The 16,886-nt window shown below is 74.0% G+C and carries 15 protein-coding genes; 5 read left to right on the forward strand and 10 right to left on the reverse strand.

Annotation, left to right across the window (positions count from 1 at the left end):
• Positions 1–81: 81 nt before the first annotated feature.
• The 3 genes from PSESU_RS13900 to PSESU_RS16315 form a co-directional block, all read right to left on the reverse strand.
• Positions 82–936, reverse strand: a complete 855-nt coding sequence (locus tag PSESU_RS13900) for a TonB family protein (RefSeq protein ID WP_013536432.1) — start codon at positions 934–936, stop codon at positions 82–84.
• An 84-nt stretch (positions 937–1,020) separates the two neighbouring features.
• Positions 1,021–1,236, reverse strand: a complete 216-nt coding sequence (locus PSESU_RS16310; RefSeq protein ID WP_155942780.1) for a hypothetical protein — start codon at positions 1,234–1,236, stop codon at positions 1,021–1,023.
• A gap of 96 nt (positions 1,237–1,332) precedes the next feature.
• On the reverse strand, positions 1,333–1,785 hold the full coding sequence (locus tag PSESU_RS16315; protein WP_155942781.1) for a hypothetical protein: 453 nt from the start codon (positions 1,783–1,785) through the stop codon (positions 1,333–1,335).
• A gap of 207 nt (positions 1,786–1,992) precedes the next feature.
• On the opposite strand from PSESU_RS16315, the gene PSESU_RS13910 reads away from it, so the two are divergent.
• Entirely contained in the window at positions 1,993–3,846 is a 1,854-nt protein-coding gene (locus PSESU_RS13910; protein ID WP_013536433.1) for a monovalent cation:proton antiporter-2 (CPA2) family protein, read from the forward strand.
• Positions 3,847–3,891: 45 nt separating this feature from the next.
• Here PSESU_RS13910 and PSESU_RS13915 read toward each other — a convergent pair whose 3' ends face one another.
• Together PSESU_RS13915 and PSESU_RS13920 are read right to left on the reverse strand one after the other, a co-directional pair.
• Entirely contained in the window at positions 3,892–7,200 is a 3,309-nt protein-coding gene (locus tag PSESU_RS13915; RefSeq protein ID WP_013536434.1) for an ankyrin repeat domain-containing protein, read from the reverse strand.
• Positions 7,193–7,468 carry a YcgL domain-containing protein gene (locus tag PSESU_RS13920; RefSeq protein WP_013536435.1) on the reverse strand — a complete coding sequence of 92 codons (276 nt, stop codon included), beginning with the start codon at positions 7,466–7,468 and terminating at the stop codon, positions 7,193–7,195. The genes PSESU_RS13915 and PSESU_RS13920 overlap by 8 nt, the downstream gene beginning before the upstream one ends.
• 208 nt (positions 7,469–7,676) lie before the next feature.
• Between PSESU_RS13920 and PSESU_RS13925 the strand changes: the two genes are divergently transcribed.
• The 4 genes from PSESU_RS13925 (at position 7,677) to PSESU_RS13940 (ending at position 11,734) form a co-directional block, all read left to right on the forward strand.
• Positions 7,677–8,855 (forward strand): beta-ketoacyl-[acyl-carrier-protein] synthase family protein, encoded by a 1,179-nt coding sequence (locus PSESU_RS13925; protein WP_041765049.1) that lies wholly within the window; start codon positions 7,677–7,679, stop codon positions 8,853–8,855.
• Entirely contained in the window at positions 8,852–9,631 is a 780-nt protein-coding gene (locus PSESU_RS13930) for a beta-ketoacyl synthase chain length factor (protein WP_013536437.1), read from the forward strand. The genes PSESU_RS13925 and PSESU_RS13930 overlap by 4 nt, the downstream gene beginning before the upstream one ends.
• Positions 9,624–10,385 carry a glycosyltransferase family 2 protein gene (locus PSESU_RS13935; protein ID WP_013536438.1) on the forward strand — a complete coding sequence of 254 codons (762 nt, stop codon included), beginning with the start codon at positions 9,624–9,626 and terminating at the stop codon, positions 10,383–10,385. The genes PSESU_RS13930 and PSESU_RS13935 overlap by 8 nt, the downstream gene beginning before the upstream one ends.
• Before the next feature lie 83 nt (positions 10,386–10,468).
• Positions 10,469–11,734 (forward strand): cation:proton antiporter, encoded by a 1,266-nt coding sequence (locus PSESU_RS13940; RefSeq protein WP_013536439.1) that lies wholly within the window; start codon positions 10,469–10,471, stop codon positions 11,732–11,734.
• Positions 11,735–11,744: 10 nt separating this feature from the next.
• Here PSESU_RS13940 and fabG read toward each other — a convergent pair whose 3' ends face one another.
• The 5 genes from fabG to PSESU_RS13965 are packed head-to-tail and all read right to left on the reverse strand — an operon-like array spanning position 11,745 to position 16,883.
• The gene (gene fabG, locus PSESU_RS13945; RefSeq protein WP_013536440.1) at positions 11,745–12,482 is read right to left on the reverse strand and encodes a 3-oxoacyl-ACP reductase FabG; all 738 of its coding nucleotides are present in this window, start codon (positions 12,480–12,482) and stop codon (positions 11,745–11,747) included.
• A 33-nt stretch (positions 12,483–12,515) separates the two neighbouring features.
• Entirely contained in the window at positions 12,516–12,959 is a 444-nt protein-coding gene (locus PSESU_RS13950) for a phosphotransferase (protein ID WP_041765052.1), read from the reverse strand.
• A gap of 8 nt (positions 12,960–12,967) precedes the next feature.
• Positions 12,968–15,304, reverse strand: coding sequence for an MMPL family transporter (locus PSESU_RS13955; protein WP_428992119.1), 2,337 nt, complete (start codon positions 15,302–15,304; stop codon positions 12,968–12,970).
• A gap of 9 nt (positions 15,305–15,313) precedes the next feature.
• The gene (locus tag PSESU_RS13960) at positions 15,314–15,979 is read right to left on the reverse strand and encodes a LolA-related protein (RefSeq protein WP_041764187.1); all 666 of its coding nucleotides are present in this window, start codon (positions 15,977–15,979) and stop codon (positions 15,314–15,316) included.
• On the reverse strand, positions 15,888–16,883 hold the full coding sequence (locus PSESU_RS13965; RefSeq protein ID WP_428992120.1) for an acyltransferase: 996 nt from the start codon (positions 16,881–16,883) through the stop codon (positions 15,888–15,890). The genes PSESU_RS13960 and PSESU_RS13965 overlap by 92 nt, the downstream gene beginning before the upstream one ends.
• Positions 16,884–16,886: the final 3 nt, after the last annotated feature.

Raw genomic sequence — 16,886 nt, forward strand, 5'->3', positions numbered from 1 at the left:
CGGCGAACGGAAAAGGAAACGCCCCGCAATGCGGGGCGTTTCCTGTTGGGGCCCCGGCTGATGCCAGGGCCGCTGCTCCCGTTACAGGCCGATGCCCGCCGGGGTCAGCATCACGCCGGACTTCTGGCCGACCGGGTTCACGCTGCCGCCGGTCATGGCTTCCAGCGGACGGTCCTGCTCCTCGGTCGGCACCCAGTCGACCTTGCGGCGCGGACCGGGCACGTAGGCCTGCCACTCGCCGTAGCGGTTGCGCTGGTTGAAGCTGTAGGCCACCGGCACCCGCAGCAGCCAGGAATCCTGCCCGCCCTCGTCGCCCTGGGTGGGCACGTTGAACCTCCAGCCGCGGGCGGCGCGGACCGCGCTGCGGGCGAAGATGTCGCGCCACTTGTCGGCATCGCGCTCGGGCAGGAAGTGCAGGTTGACCTGCTCGTCGGCGGCATCGAGCACCTTGCCGTCGCGGCCGACCTTCAGCACCAGGTAGACCGTCGCCTCCACGCCGACCTCGGCCGCGGCCTCCGGATACGGCGGCGGCGGCATCCGCGCGCCGGTGATGTCGTAGCCGCCACCGCGCTCGGTCGGGAAGAAGCTGGCCGACTGCAGGACGATGCGCATGCCGCCGTCGTCGCTGGGCTTGGCCACCAGGTACAGGCCCATGCGGTTGCGCAGTGCGACCGGCTTGCCGTCGACCACCGGCGGATCGAACTGCCAGCGCGGGATATGGAAATCGAGGAAGCGGCGCACTTCCTTCGGCAGGCGATCCCCACCGGTGAGCTCGTACTCGAGGGGCTTGCCCTCCGGGCCCACCAGGATCGTGCCCGCCACCTGGATGCCGGCCTCTGCCTCCGCATCGGTGCTTGCCGGCTTCTTGGCCGCCAGCGCGACCGCGCTGACCGCCCACAACGCGCATACCAACCACCACGGACTGCGATTACGCATGTCGAACCCTCCCCTTGGCTCCGGCTGGAGTCTAGCGCGACTGCGGCGGCGCGACAGGTAGCGGTAACGGACGCAAGCAACCGGTCAGGTGCCGGCCTGGCCCGGGAGCAGTTTCAGCTGGCCTTCCTGGCCGGACAGATAGAGCGTGTCGGAGGCCAGGGCTTCGAGCGGCTCCCTGGCGCCGGCCGCGTCGACCCACGGCACCTGGCGACGCGGTCCCGGGACGTAGGCCTGCCACCTCCCGTACTGGTTGGCCAGCCTGGGCGCCTTCCACTCGTGGTACGCCACCGGGACGCGCACGGTCCAGTAATCGGCGACCGCTTCCTCGCCGCGGACAGGCGGATCGAAGGTCCATGAGCGTGCCGCGCGCAGGGTGGGCTGGGCGAAACGCTTGCGCTAGGCGTCGGCCACCTGGGCATCGGGGACGAAATGCAGGTTGACCTGCTCGTCCAGCGCCTCCAGCACCTTTCCATGCGGCCCGATCTTCAGGACGACATACACCACGGCGCCGACATCGCCCGCGACCGAGTCGGGAAGGGTGGGGAACGCCGGCGGTTTCATCCTGCGGGGACGGATCTCGTATGGAGTCTTCGCCGCCGAAGGCCTGAACGAGGCACCAGCCAGCTGGAAGCGCATGCCCTCGCCCTCCCGCACTGCCTTCAGGTGGATGTCCATCAGGTTGTCCAGGGCAACCGGCTTGTTGTCCAGCAGCGGCGGATCGAATTCCCAGCGCGGGATATGGAACTCGAGGAACCTGCGCACGTTCTCCGGCAGCTTTTCCGGATCCTTCAATTCGTATTCGCGGGGCTTTCCGTCGGGACCGACGATGATCCGGCCCGAGACCAGCATGCCGGCCTCCGCCTCCGGCGGCGGCGCGCCCTTCCCGGCAAAGGCCACTGCCGCAACCGCCTACAGCACGCACACCACCCACCACGGACTGCGCATGTCGATCCCTCCATTGGATGCGGGCCGGAGTCTAGCGTGCCTCCGGCGGGCGGGCGGAAGTCGCCGGATGCGCACACGGCCGGCCCCGTGGAGCGATAATCGGGGCGATCAATGGACACTCCACTGCCCGGCAACCTGAGCTTCGAACTCGCCCTGGTGCTGCTGGCAGCCACGATCATCGCCGTGCCGCTGTTCCGGCGGCTGGGGCTGGTAGCGGTGCTGGCCTACCTGGCCACCGGCGTCGCCCTGGGGCCGGACGTGCTCGGCGCGGTCAGCGATCCGGAGCGCATCCTCGGCGCATCCGAGCTGGGCGTGGTCATGCTGCTGTTCGTGATCGGCCTGGAGGTCTCCCCGGCGCGGCTGGGCCTGCTGCGGCGGCCGGTGTTCGGCGCCGGCGGCGCCCAGGTGTTCGTGTCGGCGCTGTTCCTGGGCGCTGCCCTCTTCTTCTACGGGGTGCATTGGAAAGGCGCGCTGGTGGCCGGCATCGGCCTGGCGCTGTCCTCCACCGCGGTGGGCCTGCAGATGCTGGCCGAGCGCCGCGAGCTGGCCAGCGACCATGGCCAGCTTGCGTTCGCGATCCTGCTGTTCCAGGACCTGGTGGCGATCCCGCTGCTGGCGATCATCCCGCTGCTGGGCGGGGTCAAGGACGAGAGCCTGACCTGGTCCATGGCCGGCCACGCCCTGGGCGCCCTGGCCCTGGTCTGGTTCGGCGGCCGCCTGCTGATGCGGCGCGGACTCAAGGTGGTGGCCAGCATCCGCACCCCCGAGGTGTTCACCGCCACCGCCCTGCTGGCGGTACTGGGCAGCGCCTGGATCATGCAGCAGGCCGGGCTGAGCCCGGGCCTGGGCGCGTTCATCGCCGGCGTGCTGCTGGCCGATTCCGAATACCGGCACGAGCTGGAATCGCAGATCGAGCCGTTCAAGGGCCTGCTGCTGGGCCTGTTCTTCATCGCCGTGGGCATGGGCATCGACCTGGACCGGATCGTCGCCGAGCCCTGGCTGATCGCCGGCGGCGTGGGCCTGTTGCTGCTGGTGAAGTTCGGCGTGCTGTTGGGCATCGGCAAGGTGGCGCGGCTGCAGCCGGGGCACAGCCTGCTGCTGGGCGGCACCCTGTGGCTGGGCGGCGAGTTCGCCTTCGTGGTGTTCCACGAGGCCCTGCGGGTGCGCCTGGTCACCACCGCCGAGTACGACCGGCTGGCGGCGATCGTCGGCGTGTCGATGGCGCTGATGCCGCTGCTGCTGATGGCGCTGGGCCACTACCGGCGCCAGCGCAGCGCGCGCCGCCCGGAGCCGGCCGAGCCGAAGTACGACAACCCCGCGCCGGGCTCGGAGAAGCCCCGGGTGCTGATCGCGGGCGTCGGCCGCTTCGGCCAGATCGTGGTGCGGCTGCTGGCGGCGCAGAAGATCCCCTACGTGGCCCTGGATCGCAGCCCGGAACGGGTCGAGGACGTGCGCCGCAGCGGCGGCCGCATCTTCTATGGCGACCCCACCCGCTCGGACCTGCTGCGCGCCGCCGGCGCCGAGCATGTGAAGGTGTTCGTGATCTGCACCGACGAGCCGGAGACCACCCTGCAGGCGGTGCGCCTGATCCGCCGCCAGTACCCGCAGGCGCGGGTGCTGGCCCGCGCGCGCGACCGCAACCACGCCTGGCGGCTGATGGACCTGGGCACCCAGCCCTACCGCGAGATGCTGGGCACCAGCCTGGAAGTGGCGACCCGCGTGCTGTGCGAGCTGGGCGTGCCGGAGGAACAGGCGCGCGACCACGCACGCCGCTTCCGCGCCCACGACGAGGCGCTGCTGCAGGAGCAGTACCTGGTCTACGACGACGAGGCCGCGCTCAAGCGCAGCACCCGCCAGGCACGGGCGGAACTGGTGCGGCTGTTCGAGGCCGACGCGGAAGACCCGGCGGTGAGCGCGGGCACGGCCACGGCGCCGCAGGCACCGCGTCCTTCCGATACCGACTGAGAGGGATCCCGCGATGGCGCCAGCGCGGGTGCGCCGGCACCGCGCTCAGGTGCGCGGCTGGTTGAGGAAGCGCGCCATCGACAGCCCGCCGTTGTGGTGCGCCGGCACGAACTCGGCGGCGACGTCGACGAAACCCCGCATCACCGCGATGTCGCGCGGGCTGCGGTTGAGGGTGTCGCGCAGGTCCGGATCGGCGCCGGCGCGCAACAGGCGCTGGACCACGCCGCCAAGGCCGTGCAGGGCGGCCAGGTGCAACGGGCCGAAGCCACGCGGGTCCTGGGCATCCAGCGAAACGTCCTCTTCCAGCAGGCGCTCGAGGCCGGCCAGGACCACGGCCTCGTCGCAGGCGCTGCCCGGCTCGGCGCGCGCGCCCAGCAGCAGCAGCAGCGGGGTGACGCCGCCAGCGGCCGGCTGGTCGGCCTCGGCGCCGGCCAGCAGCAGGGTGTCGAGCAGGGCCAGCAGGCGCGGGCGGTCGCGGCCGGTGAAGCCATACAACGCGGCGCAGTGCAGCGGTGCCAGGCCCTGGCTGTCGCCGGCGGAGATGCTGGCGCCGGCGGTCAGCAGGCGCGCCGCGATGTCGGCCAGGCCCAGGGCCGAAGCCAGCATCAGCACGGTGACGCCGCCCGGCAGGCGGTGTTCGAGGTCGGCGCCGGCATCCAGCAGGGCGGCGACCACCCCGGCGTGGCGCATGCTCACCGCCGCCGACAGCGGGGTGGCGCCGCTGTTGGCCGCGTGCTGCGGATTGGCCCCGCGCGAAAGCAGCAGGTCGACCACCGCGGCATGGCCACCACCGGCGGCGCGCAGCAGGGCGGTGCAGCCCTGGGCGTCGGTGGAATCGACCGCGAAACCGAGGTCGAGCAGGCGGCGCACGGCGTCGGCATCGCCGGCCATCGCCGCGGCCGGCACGTCGGCCGGGACCAGCGGCCGGCCCGGCAGCTGCCAGCCGCGCCAGTCGAGCCAGTCGGCCAGGTCGCGGCGGCCACTGGCCAGGGCCACGCCCAGTGGGGTCTGGCCATCGGCGGCGCGGGATTCGGGCGAGGCGCCCTGGGCGACCAGGCGCAGCAGGGCCGACTCGCGGCCCAGCGCGGCGGCCAGGTGCAGCGCGGTCATGCCGTGGCTGTCGCGGGCCTCGCGGTCGACGCCGGCCTCGAGCAGGGCCTCGAGCAGGCGCAGCCAGCCCAGCCGCACCGCCAGCGACAGCGGCGGATCGCCGGAGGGCGAAGCCAGGAACGGATCGGCACCGGCCCCAAACAGCTCCAGCGCCAGCTGCTCGTGGCCGCGGGCGGCCTCGTCGCGCGAAACGCACGCGGCCAGGAACCGGGCCAGGCCACCGGCGCCCGCGGGCGAGGCGCCGTGGCGCAGCAGCTGCTGGATCGCGGCCGCGGCTTCGCCGCCGCGCGCCAGCAGTGCCGACATCACGGTCTGGCCCTCGACCATCACTTCCGGATCGGCGCCCTGCTCCAGCAGCCAGGCCACCGCGGTCGGACGCGACTGCAGCTCGCGCTCGTGCAGCAGGCCACCCAGTTCGGTGGCGTTGCACAGGCGGGCGAGCGCCGGCAGGCCTTCCATGCGCGCGGCCAGCAGGCCTTCGCGCACCAGCGCCAGCGGCGGGCGCGCCTCGGCCTCGGCCGGGGCGGCGGCAACCGCGTCGGCCACCGCCAGCGGCAGCGGATAGAACGGATCCAGCGCGGCGACGATCGCCCAGCGCCCGGCCTCGGCGGCGGCATCCACCGGCAGGCGGCCATTGGCGTCGGGCACTTCCGGGTCGACCCCGGCCTCGAGCAGGCGCCGCACCAGCGGCAGCGAGGCGCGCTCGGCACCAGCGGCCAGCCCCAGCGCGTTGCGGCCCTCGGCATCGGTCGCGGCCACGTCCACGCCGGCGGCCAGCAGCTGCTCCAGCACTTCCAGGTGCAGGCCGCGGGCGGCCTCCAGCCAGGGCGTGCGCCCGGCCTGGTCGGCGCGGTGCGGGTCGGCGCCAGCGGCCAGCAGCGCGGCGACGATGCCGGCGTGCCCGGCCAGCGCGGCCTCGTGCAGGGCGGTGCGGCCGGTACGACCGGTCGCGGCGACCCGCGCCTTGAATTTCAGCAACAACTGCACGCCGGCCGCGTCGTCCTCGTCGCAGCCGGCGGCCGCGAGCAGGGCGGGCTGGCCGCCGGCCGGCTCCGGCCTGGCGCCGCGCTCGAGCAGGAACTTGGCCAGGCGCCAGTTGCCGGCGGCGCAGGCCACGCCCAGCGGCGACAGGCCATCGTTGTTCAGCGCCTCCAGCTCGGCGGCGGCGTCGCGCAGCAGCGCGGCCACGCCCGGGTCCGTGCTGCGCGCGGCATGGTGCAACGGGGTATTGCCCTCGGCGTCGCGGGCGCGCGGGTCGGCGCCGTTGGCCAGCAGGGTCATCACTGCCTCGGGGCGGCCATGCCAGCTGTCGCGGGTGGCGGCCAGCAGCGGGCCGGTGCCGTCGGCGGGGTTGAGGTCTACGCCGGCGCCGATCAGGGCGCGCAGCAGGCGCAGGTCCGGCAGCACCGCGGCCAGCACGGCCAGGCTGCGGCGGTCGCGGCCCTCGTCCGGCGGCGGCGCGTGCGGGTCGGCGCCGGCCTCCAGCAGCTGCAGGGCGTGGTCGACGCGGCCGGCGCGGGCGGCGGCGTACAGCGCCTCGACCAGGGCCTGCGGATCCTCCGGTGCCGGCGGCAACGGTTCGGGCTCGCTTTCCAGCAGGGTCGCGGCAGCGAGGAAATCCAGCGGCGCGGCGCGCTCGGCCGGGGCCGGGGTCGCCTGCAGCCACAGGTGCAGCGGGATCGCGGCCAGCGCCCAGGCCACGGCCAGGCCCCAGCGCGCGCCACCGGCCAGCAGGCCCGGCCAGGCCAGCAGCAGCCAGCCGCCCAGCAGCAGGGCGATCGCCAGCGCGGCGCCGAGCCCGGCCCAGGTGTCGGCCTGCTGCTGCGGCAGCCGGCGCCAGGCGGCGGCGAAGGCCGCGCCCTCGCCCTCGACCGAGCGCCAGGCCGGCCATACCCGCCACAGGCCCAGCACCAGCAGGCCGGCCAGGGTGCTGGTGCCCAGCGCCGCGCCGAGGCTGGCATGCCCCTGCAGCGACTGCAGCGGCCAGGCCAGCAGCAGCGCGGCCACGGCAAGGCCAGCGCCCCAGGCCAGCAGCAGGCCGGGCAGGCCGGCAAGCGCGGCGCGCGGGTTTGCCGGCAGCGGCCGGGTACCGCGCCACCAGGACAGGCCGGTCGCCAGCAGCGGCTGCGCGAGCAGGCCGGCCAGCACCGCGACCACGCCGCCGAACCCGGCCAGCACCGCCAGCAGCACGCCGGCGGCGAGCAGGCCCGGTAGCAGCAGCGGGCGGGCAGCGGGCTTATTCATCGCCGGCACCCGCGCCAGCGTCCACGCCGGGGGTGCCCGGCACGGGCGGGAACTGCACGTGGAACCCCTGCGCGGCCAGGTTGGCCCGCACCACTGCCGCATCGGCGCGCGCGAGGCGACGCTCCGGGGCCAGGACGACTTCCAGGACGAAATCCAGCTGGCCAAGACCCTGCACCAGCGCCGCGGGCAGGCGAGCGAACCCGTCGCGTTCGGCAAGGAAGACGTAGGTGTCGGCTCGGCGGCGGCTCTTGTAGACGTAGGCTTGCATGCGCGCGTGTCGCGCCCGGCCCCGGGGGAACGTAAGAACCCGTGGATTGTGTAGGAAATATCGCAGCCTAGGAAGCGCGGAAACGCGCCCGCCTCCCTTCACGCGGTTCAGCTGCGCCAGCACGCGAGGGCAACGGCCTCAATGGCTATACTCCCGCGCCTGTTGCCACATGATGCTGCCCTTGGCTAATCCATCCCGTCCGGCGCCGATCGCGCCCGTGGCCATCACTGCCTTCACCGCGACCACAGCGCTAGGACCGGGGCTGCATGCGCAGTACCAGGCGCTCGGGCAGCGCCGCACCGGCCTGCGACCGAACGACCTGCCCGGCCGCCCGCTGGAATGCTGGATTGGCCGGGTCGAGGGCGTGGAGGGCGTCGAACTGCCGGCGGAGCTCGACGGCTGGCAGTCGCGCAACCACCGCCTGGCCTGGCTGGGACTGCAGCAGGACGGCTTCCTCGAGGCCGCCCGCGCGGCTGTCGCGCGCCATGGCGCGGCGCGCGTGGCGGTGGTGATCGGCACCTCGACCTCAAGCATCGGCGAGACCGAGGACGCGTATGCGCGGCAGGAGGACGGCCATTTCCCGGCCGACCTGGCGCGGCTGCACGTGCACCGCCCCGATTCGGCCTCCGGCTTCGTGCGCCTGGCCACCGGCGCCACCGGCCCGACCCTGACCGTGGCCACCGCCTGTTCCTCCAGCGCCAAGGTGTTCGCGCATGCCGCGCGCCTGCTGCAGGCCGGGCTGGCCGACGCGGCCATCGTTGGCGGCGTGGACACCCTGTGCGGCAGCGTGCTGTACGGCTTCAACGCGCTGCAGCTGGTCTCGGCCAACCCGTGCCGCCCGTTCGACGCCGCGCGCGACGGCCTGTCGCTGGGCGAGGGTGCCGGCTTCGCCCTGCTCGAGCGCGAGCCCGCCACTCCGGTGCGTGCCTGGCTGGCCGGCTACGGCGAATCCTCCGACGCGTACCACATGTCCTCGCCGCACCCGGAGGGCCTGGGCGCACGGCGGGCGATGGAGGACGCGCTGGCCCGCGCCGGCCTGTCGGCCGATGCCATCGGCTACCTGAGCCTGCACGGCACCTCGACCCCGGCCAACGACACGGTCGAGGCCGGTGCGGTGGCGGCGCTGTTCCCCGCCGGGCTGCACGCCAGCTCGACCAAGGGCTGGACCGGCCACACCCTCGGTGCCGCCGGCATCGTCGAGACCGCGTTCGCGCTGCTGGCGCTGGAACACGGCCTGCTGCCGGGCACCCTCAACAGCCACGTGCCGGATCCGGCGTGCGGCCCCCAGATCCGCTTCGAAAACGCCCGCGCCGACATCGCCCACGCGATGAACAACGCCTTCGGCTTCGGCGGCAACAACTGCTCGCTGGTGTTCTCGCGCCCATGACCACGACCCTTACCGCCGCGATCGAAGGCATCGGCCTGTGGGCCCCGGGCGTCCCGTCCTGGGAGGCCTTCGCCGGCCTGCGCCGCGGCGAACCGGCGCCCGAGGGCGCACCCACGCGCCCGGCGCCGGCCCTGCTGCCGCCCAACGAGCGCCGCCGCGCGCCGGACACGGTGCTGGTCGCGCTGCAGGCGGCCCAGGCCGCGTGCGAGGCCGCCGGCCGCGAACCGGCCGCCCTGCCCTCGGTGTTCGCCTCCACCTACGGCGACCTGGCCATCACCGACAACGTCTGCGCCACCCTGGCGCGGGCGCCGACCGAGGTCTCGCCGACCCGGTTCCACAATTCCGTGCACAACGCCGCCGCCGGCTACTGGACCATCGGCACCGGGGCGATGGAGCCGGCCACCGCGATCAGCGCCGGCCCCGGCACCTTCGCCATGGGCCTGGTCGAGGCGCTGGCGCAGCTGGAAGCCGGCGCCGATGCGGTGCTGCTGGTGGCCTACGACGGCCCGGCCACCGGCCCGCTGCGCGACGTGCTGCACAGCGACGGCCTGCTCGGCGTGGCCCTGGTACTGGTGAAGCCGGGCGCGAATGACCGCCTGCGCATCGCCCTGGAAGGCTCCGGCTCCGGCAGCCTGACCGCGCCCCCGGCCGACATCGGCCACGGGAATGCCATGGCCACGGCCCTGGCCCTGCTGGAAGCGATCGCCACCGGCACCACCGGCGTGACCCTTGAGGACGGCAGCCACGGGCTGCGCATCGGACTGGCCCATGGCTGACCCACGCACCACCGCGGTCGTGATCCCGGCGCTCAACGAGGCCCTGCGGATCCGCGACGTCGTCACCCAGACCCTCGCCCACCTGCCGTGGGTGATCGTGGTCGACGACGGCTCCACCGATGGCACCGCCGACTGCCTGGCCGACCTGCCGGTCACCGTGGTCCGCCATGGCCTGCGCCGTGGCAAGGGCGCGGCCCTGCGCAGCGGCTTCGCCGAGGCCCTGGCCAGGGGCGCGACCGGGGTGCTGACCATCGACGGCGACGGCCAGCACGATCCCTCCGACCTGCCGCGCCTGCTGGCCGCGGCCGGGCGCCATCCCGGCCACATCATCATCGGCGCGCGCCTGCGCCACCGCGCCCAGGCCCCGCGCCTGCGGCGCATGGCCAACGCCTTCGGCGACTGGGGCGTGAGCTGGGGTGCGGGCTACCGCATCGCCGACACCCAGAGCGGCCAGCGCTACTACCCGGCCGGGGTGATCGCGATGCAGGACGTGCCCGGCGAGGATTTCGTGTTCGAGGCGCAGATGCTGATCTCGGCCTCGCGCCAGCTCGGCGTGCGCAGCGTGGCGGTGCCGGTGGAGACCCGCTACCGCGGCCAGGACGGGGGCCCGCTGCGGCGCAGCCACTTCCGCCCGCTGCGCGACCTGTACCGGATCACCTCGCACGTGGTGCGCCAGGTGATCGCCCACGGCGACATCTGGCGCGAGTACGGACGGGTGCGGGCACGCCCGCCGGTGATCGACGCCACGCCCTGAAGCGGACTGTTTCAGGGCCAACCGTGTTTGGCCTGTCGCCCCGCCCGGGGCTATAAGGGCCACTCCGCACCAGGGGAAGTGCAATGACGGGGCTGTTGCTGTTCCAGATCGCCGTGGTGCTGGTGGCTGCGCGCACCTGTGGCGTGCTGCTGGCCCGCCTGGGCCAGCCGCCGGTGATCGGCGAGATGGCTGCCGGCGTGCTGCTGGGCCCGGTCGTGTTCGGCGCCGCCCTGCCCGAGCTGCATGCCGCGCTGTTCCCCGCCGCCTCGCTGCCGGGCCTGTCGGCGCTGTCGACCCTGGGCCTGGTGCTCTTCATGTTCGTCATCGGCGTGGAGATGCGCGCGCCGGAAGGCGCGCGGGCGCAGGTACTGGCTGCCGCACGGGTGGCGGGCCTGTCGGCGCTGCTGCCATTCGCGCTGGCGCTGGCGGTGGCGCCACTGCTGCACGGGATGCTGGCGCCGGAAGGCGTGGCCTTCTGGCCGTTCGCGCTGTACCTGGGCGTGGCCCTGTCGGTGACCGCGTTCCCGGTGCTGGCGCGGATCCTCAAGGACCGCGGCATGCAGCACACCGCGGTCGGGCGCCTTTCGCTTTCGGCCGCCGCGCTGCTGGACGTGGGCGCATGGATCGCCCTGGCCCTGCTGGTGGCGCTGACCACAGGCGAGGGCGCGGCCGGCCTGCTGCGCACGCTGGCCGGGCTGGGCCTGCTGCTGGTGCTGGTGTTCGGCGTGCTCAAGCCGCTGTTCGCCGGGCTGCTGCGTCGCCACGCCTCCGACGGCCGGCCCTCGGGCACGGTGCTGGCCGCGCTGCTGGTGGGCCTGTTCGCCTGCGCCGCGGCCACCGAGTGGCTGCACCTGCACCCGGTGTTCGGCGCCTTCCTGTTCGGCGCCTGCCTGCCGCGCGACGACCGCCTGATGCATGCCCTGGTCGAGCGCATCGAGCACCTGGCCCTGGTCCTGCTGATGCCGCTGTTCTTCGCCGTGGCTGGCATGGGCACCAGCGCCGATGCGTTCACCGCCACCGGCGCCGGCGCCCTGCTGCTGATCCTGGCGGTAGCGGTACTGGGCAAGCTGCTTGGCGGCGGGCTCGGCGCGCGCCTGTCGGGCTACTCCACCCGCGACAGCCTGGCCGTGGGTTCGCTGATGAACGCCCGCGGCATGATCGAGCTGATCGTGATGAAGGTGGGCCTGGACGCCGGGCTGATCGGCCCGGAGCTGTTCACCCTGCTGTTGCTGGTGGCGCTGTGCACCACCCTGATGACCGGACCGCTGCTGGCCCTGCTCGCACGCCGTGGCAGCGCCGCCAAGGTGGAGGCCGCGGCGGCCGCGCCACCGGAAGGACACCGCCACTGAGGCTGGGTTTTCACCCCATGCCGCCGTTGACCCCGATCACCTGGCCGTTGACGTAACCGGCGGCCTCCGAGCACAGGAAGGCCACCAGCGCCGCGACTTCCTCCGGACGCCCCGCGCGCGCGGCCGGCACCATCTGCCTGATCGCCTCGGGACTGAAGCTGCCCTCGGCCATCGAGCCCTGGATCACGCCCGGTGCCACGACATTCACCGTGATCCCGCGGCTGGCCATCTCCCGCGCCAGCGACTTCGACGCGCCATGCAGCGCGGCCTTGGCCGCGGCGTAGTTGGTCTGGCCGCGGTTGCCCAGCACCGCCGCCACCGAGGACACGCTGACGATCCGCCCCCAGCGCCCGCGCGCCATCGGCAGCAGCAGCGGCCTGGTGACGTGGAAGAAGCCGTGCAGGGAGACGTCGATCACCCGCTGCCACTGCGCATCGCTCATGCCGGCCATGGGCGCGTCGTCGTGGATGCCGGCGTTGTTGACCAGCACGTCGATCCGGCCTTCGGCCAGCAGGGCCTCGATCGCCGCGGCGGTGGCGGCGCCGTCGGCCACGTCGAAGGCCACGGCCCGCGCACTGCCGCCGCGTTCGCGGATCGCCGCGGCCACCGCTTCGGCGCGGTCGATGTTGGTGTTGGCGTGGACGATGACCTCCATGCCGGCATCGGCCAGGGCATGGCAGGTCGCGCCGCCGATGTCGCCGCTGCCGCCGGTGACCAGGGCGCGGCGCTTGGGAGTCGTTGGATTCATCGCGCCATTCTGCCAGCGCGCGCGGCGCCGGCGTCAGGGACCGGCGAGCGCGCTGCCGAGCATGGCCGCGGCGCGGCCGCTGGCGATCACCGCATCGGCATGCAGGATGCGGAACGCATACTGCTGGCTGGCCTCGCTGGCGGCGAGCAGCTCGGCCTCGCATTCCAGCGCCCCTGGCAGGTCGTCGATGCGGGTCACCGCCAGCTCGATCCCGCGCAGCGCCACCAGCACGCCGGGCGCGGCACGCCCGCCCTCGCCGCCAGCCAGCAGGCCGCCATGCACGGCCATGGCCTGGGCGCCGTACTCGCACAGCGCCAGCGCCGGCAGGCGTCCACGCGCGCGCAGCGGATGCATCGGGTCTTGGTGGTTCCAGGCGCGCACGCGGATGCCGCGTTCGTCCCAGGACACGACCTCGTCCCACAGGCACATCCGGCCCTGGTGCGGGACCAGGGCGAGGATACCTTCGCGGCCGGGCAGCGGCCGGTTCATCGCGCCTCCTCCGGGCTGCGCGCGACCAGCACCGCCAGCACGAAGTTGAACACCACGCCCAGGGCCACGGTGCTGCCGATCGCGCGCAGTACCGGGATCGAGGACAGCGCCAGCAGGCCGAACACCAGGGTGGTGGTCAGGCTGCACACGATCACCGCGTGCAGGGTGCGCAGCTGGTCGGCGCGGTCGTCGCCGGCGTGGTCGAAGAACAGCGCGTAGTCCAGGCCCAGGCCGGCGGCCAGGATCAGCGAGACCAGGTGGAACAGGTTCAGCTCCACGCCGAAGGCGCGCAGCACGGCCAGGATCAGCAGGGTGGTCAGCGCCATCGGCGCCAGCACCCGCAGCACGCGGCGGCGGTCGCGCAGGGCGACCACGACCACGCCGGCCAGCAGCAGGGCCGCCACCGCCAGCGCGCCAAGCAGGCGCAGGCGCCACTGCGCGACCAGCGACTCGGAGGCCTGCTTGAGGTCCAGCAGCTGCGCGCCGGTGTTCTCCACCGCCGAGGCCAGCGCCTGCGGATCCTCCAGCCCGGTCAGCGAGACCAGCGCGGTGGCGTGGCCTTCGCCGCGCACCAGCAGGCCACCGACCGCCAGTTCCAGCGGCGTGCCGGCCAGGTCGTCCACGGTCAGCGGCGGCGCCTCGCGGGCGGCGGCCACGTCCTCGAGGAAGGGCTCGAAGGCGTCGGGCAGGAACGGCGAATCCTCCAGCGCCTGTTCCAGCGAGGCGCGCAGGGTGTCCGCGTCGGGCAGCTTCGCCTGGCGCGCGCGCTGCAAGGCGGCGCTCGGCAGGTAGCGCGCGGCCAGGTCGTAACCGGCCAGCACGCCTTCGGCTTTCAGCTTCTCCAGCACCGGCAACAGGCGTTCGGAACGGAACAGCGCCGCCTCCACGTCGGTGTCCTGGACGGCGAGCATGTAGCGCACGTCCGGCGCGCCCAGCTCGGCGCGCAGCTGCGCATCGCGCTGCAGGTCGGCCGCCGGCACCGGGGTCAGCCGCGACAGGTCGTTCTGCCAGAACGCGCCCGGCGCGAACAGCACCACCGCCAGGGCGACGAGCGCGAGCCCGGCCAGGGTGCGGCGCGGGCGCGGCAGGCCTTCCAGCCGGCGCCAGATGCCGTCCAGCCGGGCCGAACCGGCCGGATCGCGGCGCATCGGCGTCACCAGGCGAGGCAGCAGCCAGCGGGTGGTCGCGGCGGCCACGGCGAGGCCGGCGATGGTGAACACCGCCAGCTGCTCCAGGCCCTGCACGCCGGAGAACAGGAAGGTGGCGTAGGCAATGCAGGTGGCCAGCACGCCGGTGACCAGGGTCGGCCACAGCGCGCGCACGCTGGCGACCGGCGACTGCCCGGGGCGCAGGTGGCTGAAGAAGTGGATCGGATAGTCCTGGGCCACGCCAATGAGGGTGAAGCCGAAGGCCAGGGTGATGCCGTGCACGCCATCGAACAGCAACGCCACCGCGCCAAGGCCGGCGAGCCCGCCGCTGGCCAGCGGCAGCGCGCCCAGCAGCGGGATGCTCAACCGCCGGTAGGCCAGGCCCAGCAGCAACAGCAGGCCGATGGTGTCGACCGTGCCGATCCACGACACCTCGCGCTCGGTGCGCTCGCGGATGGAGACGGCGAAGGCGCCGGGGCCGGACATCTCCAGGCGGGTCGCGGCGCCCTCCGGACGGGTGGCATCGAACGCGGCCTGGATCGCGGCCACCGCTGCCTGCTGCCCGGCGCTGTCGAAGCCGGCGGCGGCGGTCTGCACCAGCAGCAGGGCCTGCTCACCGGCGCGGTCGAACCACACGCCGTGGCGGCGCTGCGGCGCCTGCGCCGGCTGCCAGGCCTCGGCCAGGCGCAGGGTTTCCAGGGTCGGGTCGGAAGGCACCAGCGGCTCGACCAGGTCGGCCGCGGGCGAGCCCAGGTCCTGCAGGCGCTGCCCGAGTTCGGCGTGCAACGTGCCGGCATCCAGCGACTGCGCCTGCGGCGAGGGCGACAGCAGGTAGCGGTAGGGCCGCAGGTCCTCGGGCACTGCGTCCAGGCCGGCGTCCTCGCCATTGGCGACCAGGGCGATCTCCGGGCGCGCGGCCAGTCCGGCCGCCAGCGCGCGCGAATGCGCGGCCGCGGTTTCCCCGTCCGCGCCGGACACGGCCAGCAGCAGCAGGCGCGAGCCCGGGCCCTCGCCCAGCTCGTCCACCAGCAGTACCTGGGCCGGGGTGCGCGGGGTGGGCAGGAAGCGGCGCAGGTCCTCCTCCATCTTCAGGCCGCGCGACAGCAGCAGGCCGCCCAGGGCCAGCAGCACGATCCAGCCCAGCAGCAGGACCAGGCGCGCCCGGTCCCGCGGTTCGAAACGCAGCATCCGCGCCTACTCCGCCTTGCCGTGGCAGAGCGTGGCCAGCGCCTGCATGTCCTCGATGCCGGCGGCAGCGGCCGCGGAGGCCGCCATCAGCGTGCGCTGCGGTTCGCCACGCACCGGATGGCTCTCCACGCACAGCAGGTCGGCGCCCTGGCCGTGCAGGTCGATGCGCTGCAGCGAACGCGCCAGCCTGGCGTCGCGCGGCTGCAGGCGCAGGGTCCAGGCCTGCAGCGTGCCCTGCGACTGCACCGAATAGGTCTTCTCCAGGCGCGCGGTGTCGCCGGCCAGCAGTGCGCCGAAGCCGTTCTGGATCGCCTCCAGCTCCGGCACCTGGTGCAGCGAGACCTTGCGCGGGGCGCGCCCGGCGCGCTCGATCACCGCCTCGCCCGCGGACAGGGTGGTGGTCTCTACATAGGGCACGCGTACCTCGCGCACCAGGTCGCCGTTGGCTTCGCGCCGGTACTCGCCCTCGATGCGCAGCGGCTTCTTCAGCATCGGCGACTGCCGCACCTCGACGAACGGGGTCTGGCTGGGCGCGGGGCGGGCCACCGCGCGCAGGATCACCGCTGCGTCCGGGCCGGTCTCAGCGGCCAGCGCCGCCGGCAGCGCCGTCGCGCACGCCAGCAGCAGCGCGGGGAGCAGGCGCCGCGACGCCGGTCGGGTCGGATGGGTCATGGTCGTTCCAGAAGTCGTAGAAGTTGAACCAGTTGTAGGCCGCGTCGCGGGCATGGTGTTCCAGCCGCGCGGCGTAGGCGGCCACGCGTTCGCGCAGCCATTCGGCGCGGCCGGCGCGGGCCGGTGGCGGATCGGCCAGCGGATCGAGGAAGGGCTCGAAACGCAGGTCGTAGCGGTTGCCGCCGCGGTACAGGCCGAAGCACAGCAGCACCGGCGCGTGCAGGGCGATGGCCAGGCGCCAGGGCGTCAGCGGCAGCTGCGCCGGATGGCCCAGGAACGGCACGGCCACGGTCTCCTCGTGGCCATGCACCCGGTCCACCAGCAGCGCGACCAGGGCGCCGGCCTGCAGCGCGTGCTGGATCTCCAGCGCGATCACCGGGCCAGGCTGGGCGCCGTCGATCACCCCGGCGGCCAGGGCCGGGTCCAGCGAGTCGAAGATCTGGGTCAACGTGGGGTTCTGGCCGCGGTCGAGCACGATCCGCACCTGCAGCCCCGGGCGCCGCCGCGACAGCACGCGCAGGGCGTCGAAACTGCCCAGGTGCGAGCCGAACAGCAGCGCGCCGCGGCCCTGGTCCAGCAGCGCTTCCAGGTGTTCCAGGCCCTGCACGTCGATGTCGAACACCCCCATGCGTCCGCCGAGCAGGAACACCCGGTCCAGGATCGTCGCGGAGAAGGTGTGGATATGCCGGGCCACCGCCCACAGCGAGGCCGGCCGCCCCTGCACCCGCGACAGCCAGGCGCGCGAGGCGCGGCGCTCGGCGGCGCGCACGCACAGGAAGTAGGCCACGATCGGGTACAGGCACAGGCGCGCCGCGCCACGGCCACCGCCGCGGGCGATCGCCAGGATCAGCCGCACCATCGCCGGGCTGCCGCCCTCCGGGCGCTGCTTCCAGGACGGACGCACCTT

This window comes from Pseudoxanthomonas suwonensis 11-1 (assembly GCF_000185965.1).
In the GTDB taxonomy this organism is placed as follows: Bacteria; Pseudomonadota; Gammaproteobacteria; order Xanthomonadales; family Xanthomonadaceae; genus Pseudoxanthomonas; species Pseudoxanthomonas suwonensis_A.

Coding starts and splice junctions, on each gene's coding strand:
- PSESU_RS13920 (WP_013536435.1), bottom strand. CDS start 7,468: ATGCAAGCCTACGTCTACAAGAGCCGCCGCCGAGCCGACACCTACGTC.
- fabG (WP_013536440.1), bottom strand. CDS start 12,482: ATGAATCCAACGACTCCCAAGCGCCGCGCCCTGGTCACCGGCGGCAGC.
- PSESU_RS13940 (WP_013536439.1), top strand. CDS start 10,469: ATGACGGGGCTGTTGCTGTTCCAGATCGCCGTGGTGCTGGTGGCTGCG.
- PSESU_RS13930 (WP_013536437.1), top strand. CDS start 8,852: ATGACCACGACCCTTACCGCCGCGATCGAAGGCATCGGCCTGTGGGCC.
- PSESU_RS13915 (WP_013536434.1), bottom strand. CDS start 7,200: ATGAATAAGCCCGCTGCCCGCCCGCTGCTGCTACCGGGCCTGCTCGCC.
- PSESU_RS13960 (WP_041764187.1), bottom strand. CDS start 15,979: ATGACCCATCCGACCCGACCGGCGTCGCGGCGCCTGCTCCCCGCGCTG.
- PSESU_RS13900 (WP_013536432.1), bottom strand. CDS start 936: ATGCGTAATCGCAGTCCGTGGTGGTTGGTATGCGCGTTGTGGGCGGTC.
- PSESU_RS13935 (WP_013536438.1), top strand. CDS start 9,624: ATGGCTGACCCACGCACCACCGCGGTCGTGATCCCGGCGCTCAACGAG.
- PSESU_RS16315 (WP_155942781.1), bottom strand. CDS start 1,785: ATGCTGGTCTCGGGCCGGATCATCGTCGGTCCCGACGGAAAGCCCCGC.
- PSESU_RS13910 (WP_013536433.1), top strand. CDS start 1,993: ATGGACACTCCACTGCCCGGCAACCTGAGCTTCGAACTCGCCCTGGTG.